General features: G+C 42.2%; 22 protein-coding genes and 2 other annotated features. All 22 genes read right to left on the bottom strand.

What is annotated here, in order from left to right; all coding sequences use genetic code 11:
* Nucleotides 1–47: 47 nt before the first annotated feature.
* Entirely contained in the window at nucleotides 48–296 is a 249-nt protein-coding gene (locus AM592_RS18585; RefSeq protein WP_053605166.1) for a 50S ribosomal protein L7ae-like protein, read from the bottom strand.
* A 118-nt stretch (nucleotides 297–414) separates the two neighbouring features.
* On the bottom strand, nucleotides 415–4,014 hold the full coding sequence (gene rpoC / locus AM592_RS18580; RefSeq protein WP_053605165.1) for a DNA-directed RNA polymerase subunit beta': 3,600 nt from the start codon (nucleotides 4,012–4,014) through the stop codon (nucleotides 415–417).
* A 66-nt stretch (nucleotides 4,015–4,080) separates the two neighbouring features.
* Nucleotides 4,081–7,662: a DNA-directed RNA polymerase subunit beta gene (gene rpoB, locus AM592_RS18575; protein WP_053605164.1), complete on the bottom strand. Its 3,582-nt coding sequence runs from the start codon at nucleotides 7,660–7,662 to the stop codon at nucleotides 4,081–4,083.
* 233 nt (nucleotides 7,663–7,895) lie between these two features.
* Entirely contained in the window at nucleotides 7,896–8,495 is a 600-nt protein-coding gene (locus tag AM592_RS18570; RefSeq protein WP_053605163.1) for a class I SAM-dependent methyltransferase, read from the bottom strand.
* A 108-nt stretch (nucleotides 8,496–8,603) separates the two neighbouring features.
* Nucleotides 8,604–8,975: a 50S ribosomal protein L7/L12 gene (gene rplL, locus AM592_RS18565; protein ID WP_053605162.1), complete on the bottom strand. Its 372-nt coding sequence runs from the start codon at nucleotides 8,973–8,975 to the stop codon at nucleotides 8,604–8,606.
* 46 nt (nucleotides 8,976–9,021) lie between these two features.
* Nucleotides 9,022–9,522 (bottom strand): 50S ribosomal protein L10, encoded by a 501-nt coding sequence (rplJ, locus tag AM592_RS18560; protein ID WP_053605161.1) that lies wholly within the window; start codon nucleotides 9,520–9,522, stop codon nucleotides 9,022–9,024.
* A 69-nt stretch (nucleotides 9,523–9,591) separates the two neighbouring features.
* Nucleotides 9,592–9,734: a sequence feature (ribosomal protein L10 leader region), on the bottom strand.
* 48 nt (nucleotides 9,735–9,782) lie between these two features.
* Nucleotides 9,783–10,481: a 50S ribosomal protein L1 gene (gene rplA, locus AM592_RS18555; RefSeq protein ID WP_053605160.1), complete on the bottom strand. Its 699-nt coding sequence runs from the start codon at nucleotides 10,479–10,481 to the stop codon at nucleotides 9,783–9,785.
* Between the two features lie 76 nt (nucleotides 10,482–10,557).
* Complete coding sequence (rplK, locus tag AM592_RS18550; RefSeq protein WP_053605159.1) at nucleotides 10,558–10,983, bottom strand: 50S ribosomal protein L11; 426 nt, start codon at nucleotides 10,981–10,983, stop codon at nucleotides 10,558–10,560.
* Nucleotides 10,984–11,161: 178 nt separating this feature from the next.
* Nucleotides 11,162–11,695 carry a transcription termination/antitermination protein NusG gene (nusG, locus tag AM592_RS18545; RefSeq protein WP_053605158.1) on the bottom strand — a complete coding sequence of 178 codons (534 nt, stop codon included), beginning with the start codon at nucleotides 11,693–11,695 and terminating at the stop codon, nucleotides 11,162–11,164.
* Nucleotides 11,696–11,852: 157 nt separating this feature from the next.
* Nucleotides 11,853–12,026 (bottom strand): preprotein translocase subunit SecE, encoded by a 174-nt coding sequence (gene secE, locus AM592_RS18540; protein WP_053605157.1) that lies wholly within the window; start codon nucleotides 12,024–12,026, stop codon nucleotides 11,853–11,855.
* A gap of 35 nt (nucleotides 12,027–12,061) precedes the next feature.
* The gene (gene rpmG / locus AM592_RS23535; protein WP_082364185.1) at nucleotides 12,062–12,211 is read right to left on the bottom strand and encodes a 50S ribosomal protein L33; all 150 of its coding nucleotides are present in this window, start codon (nucleotides 12,209–12,211) and stop codon (nucleotides 12,062–12,064) included.
* Between the two features lie 104 nt (nucleotides 12,212–12,315).
* Entirely contained in the window at nucleotides 12,316–12,972 is a 657-nt protein-coding gene (gene sigH / locus AM592_RS18535) for an RNA polymerase sporulation sigma factor SigH (protein ID WP_053605156.1), read from the bottom strand.
* 63 nt (nucleotides 12,973–13,035) lie between these two features.
* On the bottom strand, nucleotides 13,036–13,548 hold the full coding sequence (gene rae1, locus AM592_RS18530; protein WP_053605155.1) for a ribosome-dependent mRNA decay endonuclease Rae1/YacP: 513 nt from the start codon (nucleotides 13,546–13,548) through the stop codon (nucleotides 13,036–13,038).
* A gap of 6 nt (nucleotides 13,549–13,554) precedes the next feature.
* Nucleotides 13,555–14,304: a 23S rRNA (guanosine(2251)-2'-O)-methyltransferase RlmB gene (rlmB, locus tag AM592_RS18525; RefSeq protein WP_053605154.1), complete on the bottom strand. Its 750-nt coding sequence runs from the start codon at nucleotides 14,302–14,304 to the stop codon at nucleotides 13,555–13,557.
* Entirely contained in the window at nucleotides 14,301–14,720 is a 420-nt protein-coding gene (locus tag AM592_RS18520) for a Mini-ribonuclease 3 (RefSeq protein ID WP_053605153.1), read from the bottom strand. Before AM592_RS18520 ends, rlmB begins: the two co-directional genes overlap by 4 nt.
* Before the next feature lie 4 nt (nucleotides 14,721–14,724).
* On the bottom strand, nucleotides 14,725–16,125 hold the full coding sequence (cysS, locus tag AM592_RS18515) for a cysteine--tRNA ligase (protein ID WP_053605152.1): 1,401 nt from the start codon (nucleotides 16,123–16,125) through the stop codon (nucleotides 14,725–14,727).
* On the bottom strand, nucleotides 16,122–16,772 hold the full coding sequence (gene cysE / locus AM592_RS18510; protein ID WP_053605151.1) for a serine O-acetyltransferase: 651 nt from the start codon (nucleotides 16,770–16,772) through the stop codon (nucleotides 16,122–16,124). Before cysE ends, cysS begins: the two co-directional genes overlap by 4 nt.
* Before the next feature lie 58 nt (nucleotides 16,773–16,830).
* Nucleotides 16,831–17,069: a binding site (T-box leader), on the bottom strand.
* 1 nt (nucleotide 17,070) lies between these two features.
* On the bottom strand, nucleotides 17,071–18,522 hold the full coding sequence (gene gltX / locus AM592_RS18505; RefSeq protein ID WP_053605150.1) for a glutamate--tRNA ligase: 1,452 nt from the start codon (nucleotides 18,520–18,522) through the stop codon (nucleotides 17,071–17,073).
* 71 nt (nucleotides 18,523–18,593) lie between these two features.
* Nucleotides 18,594–19,070 carry a 2-C-methyl-D-erythritol 2,4-cyclodiphosphate synthase gene (gene ispF / locus AM592_RS18500; protein ID WP_053605149.1) on the bottom strand — a complete coding sequence of 159 codons (477 nt, stop codon included), beginning with the start codon at nucleotides 19,068–19,070 and terminating at the stop codon, nucleotides 18,594–18,596.
* Entirely contained in the window at nucleotides 19,063–19,758 is a 696-nt protein-coding gene (gene ispD, locus AM592_RS18495; RefSeq protein ID WP_053605148.1) for a 2-C-methyl-D-erythritol 4-phosphate cytidylyltransferase, read from the bottom strand. Before ispD ends, ispF begins: the two co-directional genes overlap by 8 nt.
* 11 nt (nucleotides 19,759–19,769) lie before the next feature.
* Nucleotides 19,770–20,867 (bottom strand): PIN/TRAM domain-containing protein, encoded by a 1,098-nt coding sequence (locus AM592_RS18490; protein ID WP_053605147.1) that lies wholly within the window; start codon nucleotides 20,865–20,867, stop codon nucleotides 19,770–19,772.
* A gap of 101 nt (nucleotides 20,868–20,968) precedes the next feature.
* Nucleotides 20,969–22,039 (bottom strand): DNA integrity scanning diadenylate cyclase DisA, encoded by a 1,071-nt coding sequence (disA, locus tag AM592_RS18485; protein ID WP_053605146.1) that lies wholly within the window; start codon nucleotides 22,037–22,039, stop codon nucleotides 20,969–20,971.
* Between the last annotated feature and the right edge of the window lie 2 nt (nucleotides 22,040–22,041).

Here is a 22,041-nt window from a genome sequence, read left to right as displayed (position 1 = left end):
AAAACAATGCCTTTGCATTACAAAGAAATAACGCAAAAACAAGTACGTTATTGAATAATGGCAACAGCTGCTGCCCTAACCTCTATTCCGCAAGCTTTGCCGAGCTTTTTCATGGAATCAACCATAGAGACTGCCACTTCCCGTTCTTTGGCAAGCTGGATCACACCAGCCGTCAAATGAGGGTCGGCATCTTCTGCTACGACTATTTCCTTGACTGAATTTCGTTTAAGAGCTTTTACTGTTTGCTTCGTACCTATAATAATCGTTTCTGCCTGCATTACTTTATCATAAGACACGAATATATCCTCCAAAGTAACAGGTTTAGTTTTTCACACCTTGGATATAGTATCATTCAAAAAGAAGGATGTCAACATTCTATGACATATTTTAGTGACATCCTTCATTTTCTATTTTTTATTCAACCGGGACCATATCCTCTGATGGCTGAACATGTGATACTGGTTTAACTTTACGGTAATTTTGCATTCCTGTACCTGCAGGAACAAGCTTACCGATAATGACGTTTTCTTTCAATCCAAGCAGCTCGTCGCGTTTTCCTTTAATTGCAGCGTCGGTAAGAACACGTGTTGTTTCTTGGAAGGACGCAGCAGATAAGAAGGAATCCGTTTCAAGCGATGCTTTTGTAATACCGAGGATCACAGGACGGCAGGTTGCCGGACGGTTCCCTTCCAATAGCACCTTTTTGTTTGCTTCTGTAAACTGGTGGATATCAAGAAGAGTCCCTGGCAATACTTCAGTATCTCCAGCATCAATGACACGCACTTTTTTAAGCATTTGACGTACCATAACCTCAACGTGTTTATCGCCGATTTCAACACCCTGCATACGGTAAACCTTTTGTACTTCATGAAGCAGATATTCTTGTACAGCCGTAATATCTGTTACTTTTAAAAGTTCTTTCGGATCAATCGATCCTTCAGTAAGAACTTGGCCTCTTACAATTTGATCTCCTTCTACTACTTTAAGGCGTGCGTTGTAAGGTGCTGTATATGAACGAGATTCTACCTCGCCTTGAATGACAATCTCTTGTTGTTTATCCCGAACATCATTAACCTCAGTAATGACGCCGTCGATTTCGGAAATTGTCGCTTGGCCTTTCGGATTTCTTGCTTCAAACAGCTCTTGAATACGCGGCAAACCTTGAGTAATATCGTCCCCCGCAACTCCACCGGTGTGGAAGGTACGCATGGTAAGCTGCGTTCCCGGCTCTCCGATCGATTGGGCAGCAATAATTCCAACCGCTTCGCCTACTTCTACATCTTGGCCAGTTGCAAGGTTGCGTCCGTAGCATCGTTTACATACCCCGTGAGGAGTATTACAAGTAAACGCAGAACGGATCCAAACCTCATTAATGCCAGCTTCCACAATTTCAATTGCTTTGTCCTCATCGATCAGTTCGTTCTCTTCGATTAACACAGCGCCCGTTTCAGGATGCTTGACGGTCTTGCGGGCAAATCGTCCAACCAAGCGTTCATCAAGGCGTTCAATAATTTCTGTTCCTTCTTTAAGATCCTTTGCAAGAATTCCTCGATCTGTACCACAGTCTGTTTCTCTGATGATAACATCCTGGGCAACATCAACGAGCCTTCTTGTCAAATAGCCAGAGTCAGCCGTTTTAAGAGCTGTATCGGCAAGACCTTTCCGTGCGCCGTGAGTTGAGATAAAGTATTCCAATACTGTTAAGCCTTCTCGGAAGCTCGATTTAATTGGAAGTTCGATAATGCGTCCAGAAGGGTTGGCCATCAAACCGCGCATACCAGCAAGCTGGGTAAAGTTCGAGGCGTTACCACGGGCTCCGGAATCACTCATCATGTAAATTGGGTTGACTTCGTCTAATGACTTCATCAACTTGCTCTGAATCACATCTTTTGCTGAGCTCCAGATGCTGATTACACGTTCGTATCTTTCTTCCTCCGTGATTAATCCACGTCTGAATTGCTTAAGAACATTGTCTACTTTTCCTTGTGCTTCTTCAAGAATAGCCTGTTTGTCATCAAGGACGACGATATCAGAAACACCAACCGTAATACCAGCTTTTGTTGAATACCTAAAACCGAGATTTTTCATACGATCAAGCATCTTAGATGTTTCGGTAATATGGAACTTCTTAAAGATTTCGGCAATAATTTTACCTAATATCCCTTTTTTGAATGGAGAATTGATTTCTTGCTTTTCAATTACATCCTTTATATCCGCACCATTATCAACGAAGAAACGATCAGGTGTCTTCTCTTCAATATTGCTTTTGGTCGGCTCATTCATATAAGGGAATGACGGCGGTAAAATTTCATTGAAAATTAATTTCCCGACAGTTGTTACCAGCAATTTCTTACGTTGTTCTTCGGTAAATGTTGTGTTTTTCAATGAATTTACAGCTACAGCTACCCGCGTATGCAAATGAACGTAGCCGTTTTGGTATGCAAGCAGCGCTTCATCTGTATCCTTAAAGACCATACCTTCCCCGATCGCGCCCTTGCGCTCTAAGGTGAGATAATAGTTCCCGAGAACCATATCTTGAGAAGGGGTAACAACCGGTTTACCATCTTTAGGATTCAGGATGTTTTGTGCCGCAAGCATCAATATACGTGCCTCAGCTTGAGCTTCAGCAGATAACGGAACGTGAACAGCCATTTGGTCGCCGTCAAAGTCCGCATTATACGCTGTACACACCAATGGGTGAAGACGGATTGCCCGGCCTTCAACAAGCGTTGGTTCAAATGCTTGAATTCCCAATCTGTGAAGTGTCGGTGCACGGTTAAGAAGAACCGGATGCTCTTTAATAACAGACTCAAGCACATCCCATACCTCTGGCTGCACGCGCTCAATTTTACGTTTTGCACTTTTAATGTTATGAGCTAAACCTTTTTCAACAAGCTCTTTCATAACAAAAGGCTTAAACAGCTCCAACGCCATTTCCCTTGGCAGCCCGCATTGGTACATTTTCAGATTCGGCCCTACAACAATAACCGAACGTCCTGAATAGTCAACGCGTTTTCCTAATAGGTTTTGACGGAAGCGCCCTTGTTTACCTTTCAGCATATGTGAAAGAGATTTAAGCGGCCTGTTGCCAGGTCCTGTTACAGGACGGCCGCGGCGGCCGTTATCGATTAAAGCGTCAACCGCTTCTTGAAGCATCCGTTTTTCATTTTGTACGATAATGCTTGGAGCCCCAAGATCCAGCAACCGTTTTAAACGGTTGTTACGGTTAATGACGCGGCGGTATAAGTCATTTAAGTCGGAAGTCGCAAACCGTCCGCCGTCAAGCTGAACCATTGGGCGCAGCTCAGGAGGAATAACAGGAAGCACATCAAGGATCATCCAAGATGGTTTATTTCCTGAATTACGGAAGGCTTCCAACACCTCAAGGCGCTTAATGGCACGTGTCCGCCTTTGACCTTGGGATGTTTTCAATTCTTCTTTCAGCGTATCTACTTCTTTATTTAAATCAATATCGGATAGAAGCTTGTTAATAGCTTCAGCTCCCATTGACGCATGAAATTTATTGCCGTACTTATCATAATAAGAACGGAATTCTTTTTCAGAAAGAAGCTGTTTCTTTTCAAGCGGCGTATTGCCCGGGTCTGTCACCACGTAAGACGCAAAATAGATAACTTCCTCCAAAGCGCGCGGAGACATATCAAGCACGAGGCCCATGCGGCTTGGTATTCCTTTGAAGTACCAAATATGAGAGACAGGGGCAGCCAATTCGATATGCCCCATTCTCTCACGACGTACTTTTGCACGTGTAACTTCCACTCCGCAGCGGTCACAAACAACGCCTTTATAACGTACCCGCTTGTATTTGCCGCAATGACATTCCCAGTCTTTTGTAGGACCAAAAATTCGTTCGCAGAACAAACCGTCTTTTTCGGGTTTTAACGTCCGATAGTTTATTGTTTCGGGTTTTTTTACTTCACCAAATGACCATGAGCGGATTTTATCAGGTGAAGCGAGACCGATGTTCATATACTCAAAATTGTTCACATCTAGCAAGGGGCTTACCTCCCTTTTAATCTTCGGGTTATACCCATTTCACTTGCTGAAAAAATTGTCAGCTGCTTATTCTTTCGTCACAACACCACGTTCTAGATCAGCGGGAGCAAATTCTTCAGCAGGGTCATCGTTCGTCAGAACCAAGTCCTCAGCTTGCTTTGCTTCCTCATCATCTTCCAGGTCTCTCATCTCTATTTCTTCTTCATCGCCGGAAAGAATCTTCACATCCATACCCAAGCTTTGAAGCTCTTTAATTAATACTTTAAATGACTCTGGAACACCCGGCTCCGGAACATTGTCGCCTTTCACAATCGCTTCATATGTTTTTACACGTCCGACAACGTCATCGGATTTCACGGTTAAGATCTCTTGAAGGGTATAGGCTGCACCGTATGCTTCAAGGGCCCATACTTCCATTTCTCCAAACCGCTGTCCGCCGAATTGCGCTTTACCGCCAAGAGGCTGCTGCGTAACAAGAGAGTAAGGTCCGGTTGAACGGGCATGAAGCTTATCATCAACCATGTGCGCAAGCTTAATCATGTACATAATTCCAACAGATACCCGGCTGTCAAATGGCTCTCCGGTACGTCCGTCGTACAAGACTGTTTTTGCATCTCTTGCCATTCCAGCTTCTTCGAGAGTTTCCCATACATCTTCTTCACGAGCGCCATCAAAAACAGGTGATGCGACATGAAGTCCGAGGCTGCGTGCAGCCATACCGATGTGAAGTTCAAGCACTTGCCCGATATTCATACGGGAAGGCACTCCAAGTGGGTTTAACATGATATCAATCGGCGTTCCGTCCGGCAAATAAGGCATATCTTCTTCAGGAAGAATTTTAGAAATAACCCCTTTGTTTCCGTGACGTCCGGCCATTTTATCTCCTTCAGAAATCTTACGCTTCTGAACAATGTAAACTCTGACCAGCTGGTTAACGCCTGGAGGCAGTTCATCTCCATCTTCACGATTAAAGACTTTGACATCAAGAATAATACCTTCTCCTCCATGAGGTACACGAAGAGACGTATCTCTGACTTCACGGGCTTTTTCACCAAAGATGGCGTGCAGGAGGCGTTCTTCTGCTGTAAGCTCAGTAACCCCTTTTGGCGTTACTTTACCGACCAATAGATCGCCGTCTTTTACTTCGGCGCCAACACGGATAATACCTCGTTCATCGAGATTGCGCAGCGCATCCTCTCCGACATTTGGTATATCGCGTGTGATTTCTTCCGGTCCGAGCTTGGTATCACGGGCTTCTGACTCGTATTCTTCAATATGGATTGAAGTATAGACATCATCCTTAACGAGACGTTCGCTCATAATAATGGCATCCTCGTAGTTATATCCGTCCCAAGTCATAAATCCGACCATGACGTTTCTTCCGAGAGCAAGCTCACCTAATTCCATAGATGGACCGTCGGCAAGAATTTCACCCTTTACGACTTCATCACCCACACTGACAATCGGGCGTTGGTTGTAGCACGTACCTTGGTTTGAGCGAATAAACTTTAACATGCTGTATTTATCAAGGTTGCCTTTTATCTTTTGACCGTCTACTTCTTCGTAACGGCGAACCCACACATTTTTGGCTTCCACACGTTCAACGACACCAGGATAGCGGCAAATAACGGCTGATCCTGAGTCTTTGCCGGATACATACTCCATACCGGTACCAACAATAGGGGCTTCAGGATTCATAAGAGGGACAGCCTGCCGTTGCATGTTTGCTCCCATTAACGCACGGTTTGAGTCATCGTTTTCTAAGAATGGGATACATGCTGTCGCTGCAGAAACTACCTGCTTAGGCGATACATCCATGTAATCGACACGGTCTTTTGGAACAACGGTATTTTCCCCGCGGAACCTGGCAACAATTTGGTCATCAATAAATGATCCGTCATCGCCTAAGCGTGCATTTGCTTGGGCAACTACATAGTTGTCCTCTTCGTCTGCTGTCAGATAATCAATTCTAGGCGTGACTTTCCCTGTTTCCGGATCAACGCGGCGATAAGGGGTTTCGATAAACCCAAAACGATTGACTTTCGCAAAAGAGGAAAGTGAGTTAATCAAGCCGATGTTCGGACCCTCAGGTGTTTCGATCGGGCACATACGGCCGTAATGGGAATAGTGAACGTCGCGCACTTCCATGCCGGCGCGCTCACGAGTTAAGCCTCCTGGCCCAAGGGCAGACAAGCGGCGTTTATGTGTCAATTCCGCTAACGGATTTGTTTGGTCCATGAACTGTGAAAGCTGAGAGCTTCCGAAGAACTCTTTAATCGATGCAATCACAGGTCGTATGTTTATCAACTGCTGTGGTGTAATGGTATTCGTATCCTGAATCGACATTCTTTCACGAACGACGCGTTCCATCCTGCTGAGTCCAATGCGGAATTGGTTTTGCAGCAATTCGCCAACGGAACGAAGGCGACGGTTACCAAGATGGTCGATGTCATCAGTGTCCCCTACACCATGAAGCAGGTTAAAGAAATAGCTGATTGAAGAAATAATATCTGACGGCGTTATGTTTTTAACACCCTCTTCAATAAACGCATTTCCGATTACATTTATAGTTTGCTCCCCGTCTTTATCAGAAGGAGAATAAATTTTAATTGACTGAAGCAGTACATCGTCTTCCACCACTCCGCCATTCGGGTGAAGCTTTTTGAAGCCAATACCGTTTTCGAGATACGGCAATACTTTATCAAGAGCTCTTCTATCTAAAATGCTGCCTTTTTCCGCTAAAATTTCTCCTGTTTCAGGATCAACTAGCGTCTCAGCTACTCTCTGATTGAACAAACGGTTTTTGATATGAAGCTTCTTATTAATCTTGTAGCGTCCAACGCTCGCAAGGTCGTATCTTTTCGGATCGAAGAATCTAGAGTCAAGCAAACTCTTCGCATTATCCACTGTTGGCGGTTCTCCAGGACGAAGGCGCTCATAGATTTCAAGAAGCGCTTTTTCTGTCGTTTCTGTATTATCTTTATCTAGTGTATTGCGTAAAAACTCGTTTTCACCAATCAAGTCGGTGATTTCTTGATCTGTTCCGAAACCAAGTGCACGCAAAAGAACCGTAACTGGCAACTTACGAGTACGATCAATACGGACATACACCACATCTTTCGCATCAGTTTCGTATTCTAACCATGCGCCACGGTTTGGAATGACAGTCGCAGTAAATCCTCTTTTACCGTTTTTGTCTACTTTACCACTAAAATATACACTTGGAGACCGTACAAGCTGGGATACAATGACACGTTCAGCACCATTAATAATAAATGTACCTGTGTCGGTCATGATAGGAAAATCACCCATAAAGACATCCTGGTCTTTTACTTCACCTGTTTCTTTATTAATCAATCGAACCTTCACTCGAAGCGGCGCAGAGTACGTCACATCACGTTCTTTTGATTCTTCCACAGGATACTTCGGATCTCCCAAACTGTAATCAATGAACTCTAAAGAGAGGTTGCCAGTGAAATCCTCAATTGGCGATATGTCTTGAAACATCTCTCTAAGTCCCTCATCAAGAAACCACTGATAAGAAGAGGTTTGAATTTCAATGAGATTTGGTAATTCTAACACTTCGCTAATACGTGCATAGCTTCTGCGTTGGCGGTGTCGTCCATACTGAACAAGTTGACCTGTCAACTGATTCACCCCTCAAATCATACGTAATATATGTGTAGAAGCATCTCATTAATTGAGATCCTTTTACAAGACAAAACAAAAAAGGGTTTCTTCCTGAGAAAACCACAATCCTGAAACAAAATTCCGATTTTATTAGTTTTTCCATAAAAACGCAATATATACATAAAAATTTCCAAACGAACTGTATACATTGGCATTTTATAATATTAACATAGCCTAAATTACGAGTCAAACTATTTCGCCTGGATAATAAAGTATCCTTTCTTTTTTTCTATCACGGATACATTTTGAAAGAGTGATTCTAATTTTTTTAACGCCGATGCTGCACCTTGTTTTTTTTGGATGACGACCCAAAGCTCACCTGAGTCAAGCAAATAATCCGCACTTTTTTCAAAGATTTCATGTACAACTTTTTTTCCGGCGCGTATTGGGGGATTGGTTACTATAGAAGCAAATGAATGAACAGGATTCACATTCGAAAATAAATCGCTTTGATAAATTTTCGTATTGGTGATTTGGTTGATTGCTGCATTTTCAACGGAAAGCTCTACAGCTCTTTCATTAATATCCACCATATGAACGGTTCGATCTTTGTAATCAGAGGCAATTGATAATCCAATCGGTCCGTAGCCACACCCGAGATCTAAAATATCTCCACTCACTTTAGGTTCGGTGAAGGTGTCTACTAACAACCTGGAGCCAAAGTCTACTTCTTTTTTTGAAAACACACCGCTGTCACTGACAAATGTGAATGGATGATTTCTCAATGTGTACGTCCATTTTTTTCTATCACTTTTCACTGCAGGTTTTTCCGAATAATAGTGGTCACTCACGAGTTAACCTCCTACCGTGTCTTAATGCTGATGCCCTGCTTTATATACATATCAGAGAAAGCCCGCTTATTCAAAAGCGGGCTTTCTCAAGGGAAGGTTAAGCAAAAATTACTTAACTTCTACAGAAGCGCCAACTTCTTCAAGCTTAGCTTTAAGTTCTTCTGCTTCTTCTTTAGCAATACCTTCTTTAAGTGGTTTTGGAGTGTTGTCAACTAGTTCTTTCGCTTCTTTCAAGCCAAGACCAGTGATTTCGCGAACAACTTTGATTACTTTGATTTTTTGAGCTCCAGCACCTTCAAGTACTAGATCAAATTCAGTTTGTTCTGCAGCAGCATCTCCGCCGCCAGCTCCACCAGCTACAGCTACAGGAGCAGCAGCAGTTACGCCAAACTCTTCTTCGATTGCTTTTACTAATTCATTTAACTCAAGAACACTTGCTTCTTTTACGGAAGCAATGATTTCTTCGATATTTAAAGCCATTTGTAATTCCTCCATATTAATTTATTTTATTGAAATACTGTTTGTTTTAAGCACCTTGTTCTTCTTTCTGTTCTGCAACAGCCTTAGTTGCAAGAGCAAAATTGCGGACTGGAGCTTGAAGAACGCTAAGCAACATAGAAAGAAGCCCTTCGCGTGATGGAAGTTCAGCTAGTGCTTTCACATCTTCCACTGTCGCAACTTGTCCTTCTATAACGCCAGCTTTGATTTCCAACGCGTCGTTTTCCTTCGCAAAATTGTTGATCACCTTTGCAGGGGCAATTACGTCTTCTGCGCTGAAAGCAATCGCGTTTGGACCAGTCAATACTTCGCTAAGTCCGTTAAGTTCAGCCTGTTCAACTGCACGGCGAGTCATTGTGTTTTTGTACACTTTGAACTCAACGCCTGCTTCACGAAGCTGTTTACGAAGCTCAGTTACTTGCGCTACATTTAGCCCGCGGTAATCAACAACTACCGTTGACTTGCTTTCACGCAATTTCGTTGCAATTTCATCAACGATTACTTTTTTTGTTTCAATTACGCTGCTCATTGTTACACCTCCTGTGCTTTTTGTGCAACACTTATACCGATCTGGTGATCACTTTCTTTACTAAAATCGGATTTCATATAAAAAGCCTCCATAGGCATGGAGGCTGTATATACAATTATACGATGTACGTAAAAACTGTGAGATATACACCTCGGCAGGAAATTAAGCGCGGGATTGGCACCTGCTGTCTACGGTATAAATGAATATTCTATTTTACAACGACTTGAATTATATCAAATCTGCAGATCATAAGTCAATACTTATTTTACAGAGAAGGATGACGGATCAACTTTCACGCCAGGTCCCATTGTAGAAGTAACGGCGACGTTTTTCATGTAGATCCCTTTAGCTGCAGCTGGTTTTGCTTTTAGCAGCGTGTCATACAATGTTGTGAAATTTTCTGCAAGTTTTGCTTCATCGAAAGATACTTTTCCAATCGGCGCGTGTACGTTACCTTGTCTGTCAACACGGTATTCCACTTTACCTGCTTTAATTTCTTTTACTGCTTTTTCAACTTCAAATGTAACAGTTCCTGTTTTAGGGTTAGGCATTAAACCTTTTGGTCCAAGCACACGGCCAAGTTTACCAACTTCACCCATCATGTCAGGAGTTGCAACGATAACATCGAATTCGAACCAGCCTTGTTGAATTTTGTTAACAAATTCAGCGTCTCCAACGTAATCTGCACCAGCAGCTTCAGCTTCTTTCGCTTTTTCTCCTTTAGCGAAAACTAGAACGCGCTGAGTTTTACCTGTACCGTTTGGCAAAACAACTGCTCCGCGGATTTGCTGGTCATTCTTCCGAGGGTCAACTCCCAGACGAAATGCCACTTCAACTGTTGCATCGAACTTCGCTGTATTTGTTTTTTTCACAAGCTCAACCGCTTCGTTCACACCATATGCTTTTGTACGGTCAACAAGCTTGCTAGCTTCTGTGTATTTCTTACCTTTTTTAGCCATTTTTATTTCCTCCTTAGTGGTATTAGCGGAATAACCTCCCACGAATAAGGGTTGCGAAATTCGCAACCCAGAAAAATTAGTCTTCGATCACAATACCCATGCTGCGGGCGGTACCTTCAACCATACGCATTGCCGCTTCAACATCTGCCGCATTCAAATCAGGCATTTTTGTTTCTGCGATTTCACGTACTTTGTCGCGATTCAATGTAGCGACTTTATTACGGTTCGGTTCACCTGAACCAGACTCAATTCCAGCCGCTTTTTTCAACAATACAGCTGCTGGTGGAGTTTTCGTAATAAATGTAAATGAACGGTCTTCAAAAACCGAAATTTCAACTGGAATAATTAAGCCAGCTTGGTCAGCTGTACGAGCGTTAAACTCCTTACAGAATCCCATGATGTTTACACCTGCTTGACCCAATGCTGGTCCTACTGGCGGAGCTGGATTTGCTTTTCCGGCAGGAATTTGCAATTTTACAATTTTAACTACTTTTTTAGCCACGAGACACACCTCCTTAAGTCCGTGATGTGGTCATAGGGTCTCAGTATTGCACCCTCCCACTCAACTGTTCATTCTTTATATGAATGAGAAAATAGTAACTATAGATTGTCTTTGTCCCCAAGACATACTGACCTAAACATGTTACCACTTTTCATTTGCTATTTCAAGCCAATTTCAATTACAATTTATCAATTTGGGAGAATTCCAATTCAACGGGTGTTTCTCTTCCAAACATATTCACGTAAACTTTCACTTTATGTTTATCATGATCAATTTCTTCAATGCTACCTGTGAAATTGGCAAATGGTCCGTCAATGACTTTCACTGTTTCTTTCAGCTCAAAATCGACTTCCACTTTCCGTTCTTCAAGTCCCATTCTTTTTAGAATTCTATCCGCTTCTCCCGGAAGCAAAGCCGTTGGTTTTGACCCTGATCCTGCAGATCCGACGAAACCTGTTACTCCGGGCGTATTCCGAACGACGTACCATGAATCGTCCGTCATTAAAATCTCTACCAAAACATATCCGGGGAACACTTTCTTTTTCACTACTTTTTTCTTGCCGTTTTTATAATCGGTTTCTTCATCTTCCGGAACAACGACACGGAAAATCTTATCCTGCATTCCCATCGATTCAACGCGCTTTTCAAGGTTAGCTTTCACTTTGTTCTCATACCCTGAGTACGTGTGCACAACATACCAATTCTTTTCCATTTCATCAGGACTGTTCGTCCTTCCCTCCCCTTGATTTCAATATATTTATTCTTGCTTCATCTCGATTCTCACAATCATTTTGAAACAATGAAAAAACCCGCTCAAACGGGTTTTGGGCAGTCATATTAAATTCTATTATAGCACGAGTTGCGTAAAATTATTCAACTATTAAACGAATTAGCTGAGAAATTCCCAAATCTAAAACAGCAAAAAAGATAGTAAAGAAGATGACAGTTGCAATAACAATAATGGTGTAACGAGTTAGCTCATTGCCTTTAGGCCAGCTAACCTTCTTCATTTCTTTCCCTACACTTTTAAAAAATTTAATCATTACGAGACCTCCACAGAATAAAAAACAAGCCCGAATTACTTTGTTTCTAAATGACTAGTATGTGAATTGCAAGTTTTGCAAAATTTTTTAACTTCAAGGCGCTCTGCAGTATTTGTGGAGCTTTTCTTCGTGGTATAATTTCTGTTTCCGCACAAGCTGCAAGCTAACGTTATTTGTTTTCTCATGTTTACACCTTTTTTTCATCTTTCATTTCTCAAGTAAGATACCATAATCTAAAAAAATTTGTCAACAGGCGTCTAAACGGCACAAAAATTGAAAGCATTGTCATCTATAGGCTGATTTCACGCAGCTCAAGATATTTTTCAAGTTTTCTTTTGACCCGTTGAAGTGCATTGTCAATCGATTTCACGTGACGATTTAAATCTTCAGATATTTCCTGATAGGATCTGCCGTCAAGGTACAGCGCTAAAACCTTTCTTTCGAGATCACTGAGGAGCTCTTCCATTTTCAGTTCAATATCGTGAAACTCTTCTTGATTAATAATCAATTCTTCAGGGTTGAGTTCCTTCGTTCCGGAAATGACATCTAATAATGTCCGATCCGATTCTTCGTCGTAAATCGGCTTGTCCAAAGAAATATAAGAATTTAAGGGAATATGCTTCTGGCGAGTAGCAGTTTTAATAGCGGTAATAATTTGGCGGGTAATGCATAGCTCTGCAAATGCTTTAAAGGATGAAAGCTTGTCTTCTTTGAAATCACGGATGGATTTATAAAGGCCAATCATTCCTTCTTGCACAATATCCTCCCTGTCGGCTCCTATCAAAAAATAGGATCTGGCCTTCGCTCTTACAAAATTGCGATACTTCGTAATGAGGTAATCAAGCGCATCACTGTTTCCTGCATGAACCTGTTCAACAATCTGCTCATCTTCTAAAACGGTAAATTGCTCTTTGTTGAGTTTCTGCTGGTTGTTTTGTAAGTTCACTCCTATCCCCCCGACCGCACGTAGATAGAAATATTATACAGTAGCAGACAAAACAGCGTCAACCTAATCAAGGTCTCCCCGCCTCCATTTTTCAAACGTTTTCATAACGTCCTCGGATAAACGGATTTTCCCTGAAGGTTTTTCCGATGTGATCTGCTTGACCTGTTTGCCAATTTTCTTTTCAATCGCTTCAATTTCTCTCAGCAGTTCCCTGGCGGATTTTCTTAAAGCTCCCTGCCCGAATATCGCCCATTGCTCAGTGTAATCGGATGTAGCCACGTGAATTTGGGTCCTGACGTTATTAAGGACCGAGGCCAGCTTCTCAATCCGTTCATCCGCAGTTTCGTTTTCTTTGGTAAAAATGATTTCTACTTTATGTTTCATGCGCTTCTTTTCAATGCCTTTTACATGATGGGCGTCAAATACGATAACCACTCGGTAGCCCGTGTAAGATTGGTATTCTGCCATTTTTTCAATAAGCACATCTCTGGCTTGTTCGAAATGGTTTTTTTTCAAATCTTTTAGTTGAGGCCAGGCTCCAATCATGTTGTACCCATCTACCAGCAGGATATCCATTTTATTTTATTCCCCTAATGGCTGACGTTTCCGAAGTACTTCATACATGAGAAGCGCAGCAGCAACAGATGCATTCAAAGAACTGACATGTCCGGCCATTGGCAGGCGGACGAGGAAATCGCACTTTTCTTTGATTAAACGCCCCATTCCCTTTCCTTCGCTCCCGATTACGAGTGCTAACGGCATATTCCCATCCATTTGGCGGTAGTCGTCTAATCCTGCGGCATCTGTGCCAACGATCCATACTCCGCTGTCCTTTAATTCATCAATCGTACGTGAAAGATTGGTCACCCTGGCTACCGGTACATGCTCAATAGCGCCTGTAGATGCTTTTGCCACCGTTGTGGTTAAGCCGACAGACCGGCGCTTCGGTATAATAATTCCGTGCGCTCCAGCTGCATCTGCAGTCCGCATAATTGATCCCAAATTATGAGGGTCTTCTATTTCATCCAATACGAGAAAAAACGGCTGTTCATTTTTTTCCGCAGCTTTTCGAAAAAGATCGTCAACATTTGCATAATCGTAAGCCGCCACTTGGGCAATAACTCCTTGATGATTGCCGGAAACCATCTGATCCAGTTTTTTTCTCGGGACATACTGGATAGTGATTCCTTGATCTTTTGCCAGGTCAATCACCTGCTGCGCTTGTCCTTTTCCTGTATTCTCCGCCATCCAGAGCTTGTATAGCGTCCGATTGGATTTTAACGTTTCAATGACTGCATTTTTACCAATCACATAATCATGCTGGGTGCTCATTGTGATTCCCCTCCCGTCGTTTTTATTCTTAGCGCCGCACCCACCAGTTCGTTCAGCCGGCTTTCTTTTTTTCCAAGAAACAAATATCCTATGACGGCTTCAAAAGCAGTGCTGTATCTGTAGGTTTGGACATCGGTGTTTTTCGGAATCGTACCGGATTTGGCATTCCTTCCTCTTCTGATTACTGCTTCTTCTTCTTCGGTAAAAAAGGATTGCTCCTGAAGATTGAACAGGATCCTTGCCTGGGATTTTGCCGACACGAGCTGACTGGAGCGTTTATGAAGCTCGTTTGGCTTGACGATTCCCAGCTTAAGCAGGTGATGCCTGACGTAAATTTCAAACACGGCATCACCTATATAAGCAAGCGCCAAACCATTTAACTGCTTGAAATCCTTTATTTCTTCCAATTCAAGCATATTCTTAATCTCCCCGTTTCCATCTGGTTCCCTGAGGAGTATCTTCTAAAATGATATTTAACTCTTTTAAGTGGTCACGAATCTCATCAGAAGTTTGAAAATCCCTGTTTTTACGGGCTTCAATTCTTTTTTGGATTAATTTTTCAATCTCTTCATCAACAATTTCATTCTCTTTCAGAGAAAAACCCAGGACGTTAGATTGCTCATCGAAAAGACGAATCATATGATCAATAACCTCTGTGCTCGTATGTTTTTCGTTTAAATAAAGATTGGCTTGTTTCGCAAGCTCAAACAGCACGGATATAGCATTTGCCGTATTGAAATCATCGTCCATCGCTTCTTCAAATTCCGCTCTCAACTGATTTGCGATTTCTATCCAGTGTTCATTGTCTGAAGTTAGGTTTGTGCTGCTGTTCTTTCTGTGCTGCAAATTTGCGTAAGAGGTTTTCAATCTTACAAAAGCATTTTTTGTGCTTTCCAACAAGTCAAGCGAGTAGTTAATCGGATGTCTGTAATGAACCGACAACATGAAAAATCGCAAAATTTGCGGATCGTGCTCTTTAATAATGTCATGAACAAGAATGAAATTCCCCAATGATTTGGACATTTTTTCATTGTCTATATTAATATATCCGTTGTGAAGCCAATAGTTAGCAAACTGCTTTCCTGTCATCGCTTCAGATTGGGCAATCTCATTTTCGTGATGCGGAAAGGTTAAGTCTTGGCCGCCGGCATGAATGTCAATGGTATCCCCTAAATATTTTCTCGCCATGGCCGAGCATTCAATATGCCAGCCGGGACGCCCTTCTCCCCATGGGCTCTCCCATGAGATTTCGCCTTCTTTCGCAGCTTTCCAGAGCACAAAATCAAGCGCGTCTTCTTTTTTATCGCCAACCTTAATTCTCGCTCCGGATCTCAGCTCGTCGATCGATTGATGTGAGAGCTTCCCGTATCCATCGAATGATCTCGTTTTGTAATATACGTCTCCGTTAGCTTCATACGCATATCCTTTATCAACCAACGCTTGGATGAAATCGATAATATTATCCATGTTTTCCGTGACGCGAGGATGCACATTTGCTTTTTTGCAGCCAAGCGCTTCTACATCGTCAAAATACGCCTTAATAAACCGCTCTGCAATCGCCGGAACGTCTTCACCTAAAGTATTCGCAGCCTTGATGAGCTTATCGTCCACATCTGTAAAATTTGAAACGAAATGAACATCATACCCTTTGTACTCCAAATACTTTCTGATAGTATCGTACACAATCGCAGGGCGCGCATTTCCTATATGAATATAATTATAAACAGTCGGACCGCAAACATACATTTTGACCTTGCCCTCTTCAAGGGGAACAAACTTTTCTTTTTGCCTGGATAACGTGTTATACAAATAGATTGTCATTTTCCTTCTTCCCTTTCTATTCGGCGAAGTTCTTCCTTCAATTCCTGAATTTGCTTTTCCAGCTCACGGAACTTGTCTGCTACAGGATCTCCTATATCTTGATGATTTAAATCCTTATCGACTTTTTTTCCGTTTCTCCTGACAACTCGGCCCGGAATGCCTACTACAGTTGAACAATCTGGTACATCGTGCAATACAACAGAGCCTGCACCGATTTTAGAACCCTTGCCGATCGTTATTGATCCTAGCACCTTTGCTCCAGTAGCGATGAGGGTGTCATCTTGGATAGTGGGATGCCTTTTTCCTTTTTCTTTTCCAGTGCCTCCAAGAGTCACACCTTGAAAAACCGTTACATTGTTCCCGATTTCACAAGTTTCTCCGATGACGACACCCATACCATGATCGATAAAAAACTTTCGCCCGATTTTCGCTCCGGGATGAATTTCAACCCCGGTAAAAAATCGGCTGAGTTGAGAAATAACGCGGGCAATAAAAAACATTCTTCGTTTAAAAAAGCCATGAGCGATCCTGTGGGCCCAAATCGCATGCAATCCTGAATAAGTCAAAATCACTTCAATACGGCTTCTGGCTGCTGGATCTTGTTCGAATATGACATCAATATCTTCTTTGAGAAGCTTTAAAAACACTTTGTTCCCCCATTCTCCCTTATCAAGCTCTTATCAATAGAAAAACGCCTCTGTCAATGACAGAGACGTTTATTACGCGGTTCCACTCTGTTTAGAAAGCAGCCGCACTGCTGCCTTCCCAACTCTCATCCTGTTAACGGTGGATCAGCCGCCTCTGAATACTTGAGTTTAACAATGGACTTTCTTCAAAGAACTTAAGGGTGCATTCCAAAGCTGGGCGCCTTGAGCCTCTTTCAGCCGGGGAAGCTCTCTCTGCAAAGGTCCTGGTTTTGTACTTTTCCCTCTCAACGCTTTTCGATTATATGTTGCTTATGCGATGCAGCACAGTATCTATGCCCAACAGCTCTATCGCTTGAGGCAATTCCGGACCATGGGTTTGACCCGTCGTTGCTACGCGGATCGGCATAAATAATTTTTTCCCTTTATGTCCGGTTTCTTTTTGTACTGCTTTGATTGCTGACTTAATATGATCGGCAGTGAATTCATCTAGCTGCTTCAGCTTTTCTGAAAACACATTCATAACCTCGGGAACTTGCTCTTCTTCCAATACTGTTCTCGCATCAAGATTATACTCGATTTCTTTCTTGAAAAACAACTCTGTTAACTCAACAATTTCAGCTCCGAAGCTCAATTGCTCTTGATATAGTGAGATGAGTTTTTTCACCCATTCAAGTTCACCCTCATCAGGGGCTTCAGAAACCTTGCCCGCTTTTTTCAGATGCGGAAGAGTGAGCTCAACCAACTGATCGAGGTCAAGCTTTTTCAAATACTGATTATTAACCCATTTTAATTTATGCGCATCGAAGACTGCAGGTGATTTTGACAAACGGGAAGCATCAAATATTTCAATCAGCTGCTCCTTAGTAAACAGTTCTTCTTCCCCAACAGGAGACCAGCCAAGCAAACTAATGAAATTAAAGAGCGCTTCAGGAAGATAGCCCAATTCTTCGTATTGTTCGATAAACTGAATAATGGACTCGTCACGCTTGCTTAACTTTTTGCGGTCTTGATTGACAATTAACGTCATATGGCCAAACGTTGGGACATCCCAATTAAACGCTTGATAGATCATGATCTGCTTTGGTGTGTTGGAGATGTGGTCTTCTCCCCTTAACACATGGGAAATCTTCATCAAGTGGTCATCAACCGCCACAGCAAAATTATAGGTTGGCGTGCCGTCTTTTTTTACAATGACAAAATCGCCGATGCCATCTGTCTCAAATGAAATATCTTTTTTCACTATATCATCAAAACGAATGACCTCGCCCTTTGGAACCCTGAAGCGGATGCTCGGTTTTCTGCCTTCCGCTTCAAACTGCTGCTGTTCTTCAGGTGTCAGATTCGCATGCTTTCCTGAATAACGGGGCATTTCGCCGCGGGCAATTTGTTCTTCGCGCTCTTTTTCAAGCTCTTCTTCTGTACAGTAGCATTTATAAGCCAAATTTCTATTTAAAAGCTCTTCGTAATATTCTTTGTAAATGTCATTTCTTTCAGACTGGCGGTACGGACCGTATGATCCGCCGATATCTATACTCTCATCCCAATCGATTCCCAGCCATTTCAAATAATTCAGCTGGCTTTCTTCTCCGCCTGCGATATTTCGCTTTTGATCTGTATCTTCAATGCGAATGATAAATTTTCCGCCTTGACTGCGTGCAAATAAATAATTAAATAATGCCGTTCTCGCATTTCCGATATGTAAATGTCCTGTCGGGCTTGGAGCATATCGGACTCTTACTTCGCTTCCCATTTGTCGACTTCCTTTCGTTCCATCTTGTTTTAGTTTACCACCAAACGACAGTCTCTTCAAAATGGCAAGGATTATCCTTTTTGCAAAAGAATGACTGCCTGAGAAGCAATCCCTTCTTCTCTTCCGGTAAATCCAAGCTTTTCCGTTGTCGTTGCTTTTACGTTCACCTGCTCTAGATCCGCTTCCAGCGCTTCGGCAATACGTTCTTTGATTGCCGGAATATATGGTGCCATCTTCGGTTTTTGCGCAATAATAGTGCAATCAAGATTTCCCAGAATATAACCCTTTTCTTTTACAATAGCCCATACGTGTTGTAAAAGCTTGAAAGAATCTGCGTCTTTAAAATCCGGATCTGTGTCGGGGAAGTGCCTGCCGATATCTCCTTCCCCTACAGCGCCGAGACATGCATCAGCAATCGTATGCAAGAGCACATCAGCATCGGAGTGCCCAAGAAGCCCTTTTTCATAAGGAATCGTGACTCCTCCGATAATCAAAGGCCGATTTTCCACCATCTGATGAACATCAAAACCTTGTCCAATTTTAAACATTTACATTCCCGCCTTCAGCTTCGATTATTGCTTTAGCTACCAGTAAATCATCTGGTGTAGTCAATTTAATATTAGTATAGCTTCCTTCTATGACGGAAACCTTTATTCCGATCTTTTCTGCCAGGCTTGCATCATCTGTTGCGATCCAGCCTTCTTTTTCTGCACGGCGGTGGGCTTCCTTAATGAGGGAAAGACGAAAAGCCTGCGGGGTTTGCACCGCCCACAAGCTTGCTCGATCGATTGTCTCTATCACCGTATGGTCTTTTACCCGTTTTATCGTATCCTTTACAGGAACAGCAACGACCGCAGCTCCTGAGCCGGCTGCCTCTTTGATCAGGCGATTGATTTGAGTATGGGTAATAAAAGGTCTTGCCCCGTCATGAATGAGTACCATGTCGATATGATTAACGGCTTTTAACCCTTCATATACACTTTGCTGCCGTTCAGTACCGCCATCAACCATATGAATGGGGGTGGAAAATAATTCTTTATCCAAAACCTCCCGAAACAATGGACGATCCTCTTTGCTGACGGCAAGAATGATTTGCCGGCAATTCGGATGTTCGTCAAACACTCTCAACGTGTGTGCAATGACCGGACTGCCCATGATATCGATAAACTGCTTGTTCCGGCCGGCTTTCATTCGTTTTCCTTGCCCTGCAGCAGGTACTACTACGACAAAATCCATTTTTTTCTCCCTTATAATGCCTTCTCCAAAAGCTTGGGCTTCGCAAATATCATGCGGCCCGCAGCCGTTTGCAATACACTGGTAACGAGCACATCAATATGCTTGCCAATGTAATTGCGTCCTTCTTCGACAACAATCATCGTGCCGTCATCCAGATAAGCGATTCCCTGATTGTGTTCTTTCCCGTCTTTAATGACTTGAACCTTCATTTCTTCTCCTGGCAATACAACCGGTTTCACTGCATTAGCCAAGTCATTAATATTCAAAACGGCTACTTTTTGAAGCTCGCATACTTTATTTAAATTAAAATCATTTGTCACAACCACACCGGACGTTAACTTCGCAAGTTTCACAAGCTTGCTGTCCACTTCATGGACATCTTCAAAATCTCCTTCATAGATCTCGACTTTAATGTCCAGTTCTTTTTGAATTCGATTCAGAATATCAAGCCCTCTGCGTCCTCTGTTTCGTTTCAACACATCTGAAGAATCAGCAATATGCTGAAGCTCTTCCAAAACAAACTGAGGAATAACGATAACGCCTTCGAGAAACCCGGTTTGGCAAATATCCGCAATTCTCCCATCAATAATAACACTTGTGTCTAAAATTTTCAGCCTTTTATTTTTTTCCTCAGCTTCCTCTTCATTCAGTAATTTCTTTTTCCCTGATTTGGGAAGCGTAAAAAGATTTGTAAGCTCCTCTTTTTTTCTAAACCCTACTCGGAAGCCCAAATATCCTAAGAAAAAAGCCAGGAAAATTGGAATAATAATACTGAATATCTGGTATGGAATGTAGCGCAGCGGGATAACGTTTACAATAAGATAAGCAATTATGAGTCCAAATACTAAACCTAGTCCGCCAGATAATAAATCCGAAACATGGGCTTTTAAAAGGGATTCCTCAATCCACTTCATCCAATTGACGATATAATCCAAACACCATACACTGATTAGGAAAAATAGAATTGCACCTATAACTGCTGATGAATAAACATTTGTTATTAAAGGTATGTCCTGAATGTTGATTAAATTAAATATTCCTGGAATAAGGAAAATACCGACAACGCCACCAAGAATAATAAAAAACGCTTGAATGATTCTCTTTAACATACCTTCACCTCCTTTAAATTGTAGCCATTTTGTAATAGCAAAAGTACAACTATTATACCCATGTACTTGGCCTTCTAATCTGACAAAAGGAAACTTTTTCGTTATAACTGACGATCAATATAATATTTCTCTTGCAGACGCTTTAAGCCTTTGCTGATCTTTCTTGCCCTGACTTCTCCAATTCCTTCCACTTCATCAAGATCTTCCACATCCGCTTCTAAGATCCGCTGTAAATCGCCAAATTCATCAACTGTATTTTCAATAATCAACATTGGCAGCCGCGGAATTTTATGAAGGAGCCTATACCCTCTCGGCGAAATAAAAGCTTCTAAATTCATTGAGGACGTGTACCCCAGCAATTTATATAAAACCGTATCATCCAACAGCTCGATGCTTGACATATCTTGAAGCTGCTTTAAAAGAACGTACGGATCATCAATAACTTCCTTGGAATAATCCTTTAAGAAGAGTGCTGCTTCCTGCTCCATATCCGTAATTAGTTCTCCTACTTGAAGTTTAATCAAATTCCCCTCTGTTCCCAGCTCACTAATGTACATATTAATCTCATTTTTGATTCTAAGCACCATTTCATAGTGATGCAGCACAGAAAGTATATCTTTGAACGTGACCAGCTCTTCAAACTCAAGAGCGCTGAGATTGGCAATTGCTTTATCAAGTATCGATTTATATTTTTCAAGCGTTTGTATCGCTTGATTGGCTTTAGTCAAAATAAATCCAATATCCTTTAATGTATACCTTAAGTTTCCGTGGTAAAGAGTAATAACATTCCGCCTTTCGGAAATCGCTATGACAAGAGCGCCAGTTTGCTTTGCTACCCGCTCCGCCGTCCGATGCCTCATGCCGGTTTCCGAAGAAGAGATCGTCGCATCAGGCATGAGTTGGGTATTGGCATAAAGAATTTTCTGGCCTGAATCGCTTAATATGATCGCTCCATCCATCTTTGCCAGTTCATACAAATGAGCTGGAGAGAATGCGGAATTAATGTGAAATCCTCCATCTACTACTCCTTTGATTTTATCGTTATACCCTACGACAATCAGGCCTCCGGTATTCGCCCGCAGTACATTTTCAATACCCGTTCGCAAAGGCGTTCCTGGTGCGACAAACTGCAATATTTCTTGTAAATTTAGTTTTGGAGTTTTTTTATCCATCT

The organism is Bacillus gobiensis (assembly GCF_001278705.1).
GTDB lineage: Bacteria > Bacillota > Bacilli > Bacillales > Bacillaceae > Bacillus > Bacillus gobiensis.
Note: the sequence above shows the minus strand (reverse complement) of the source record. Positions and strands in the feature narration are given on the sequence as shown.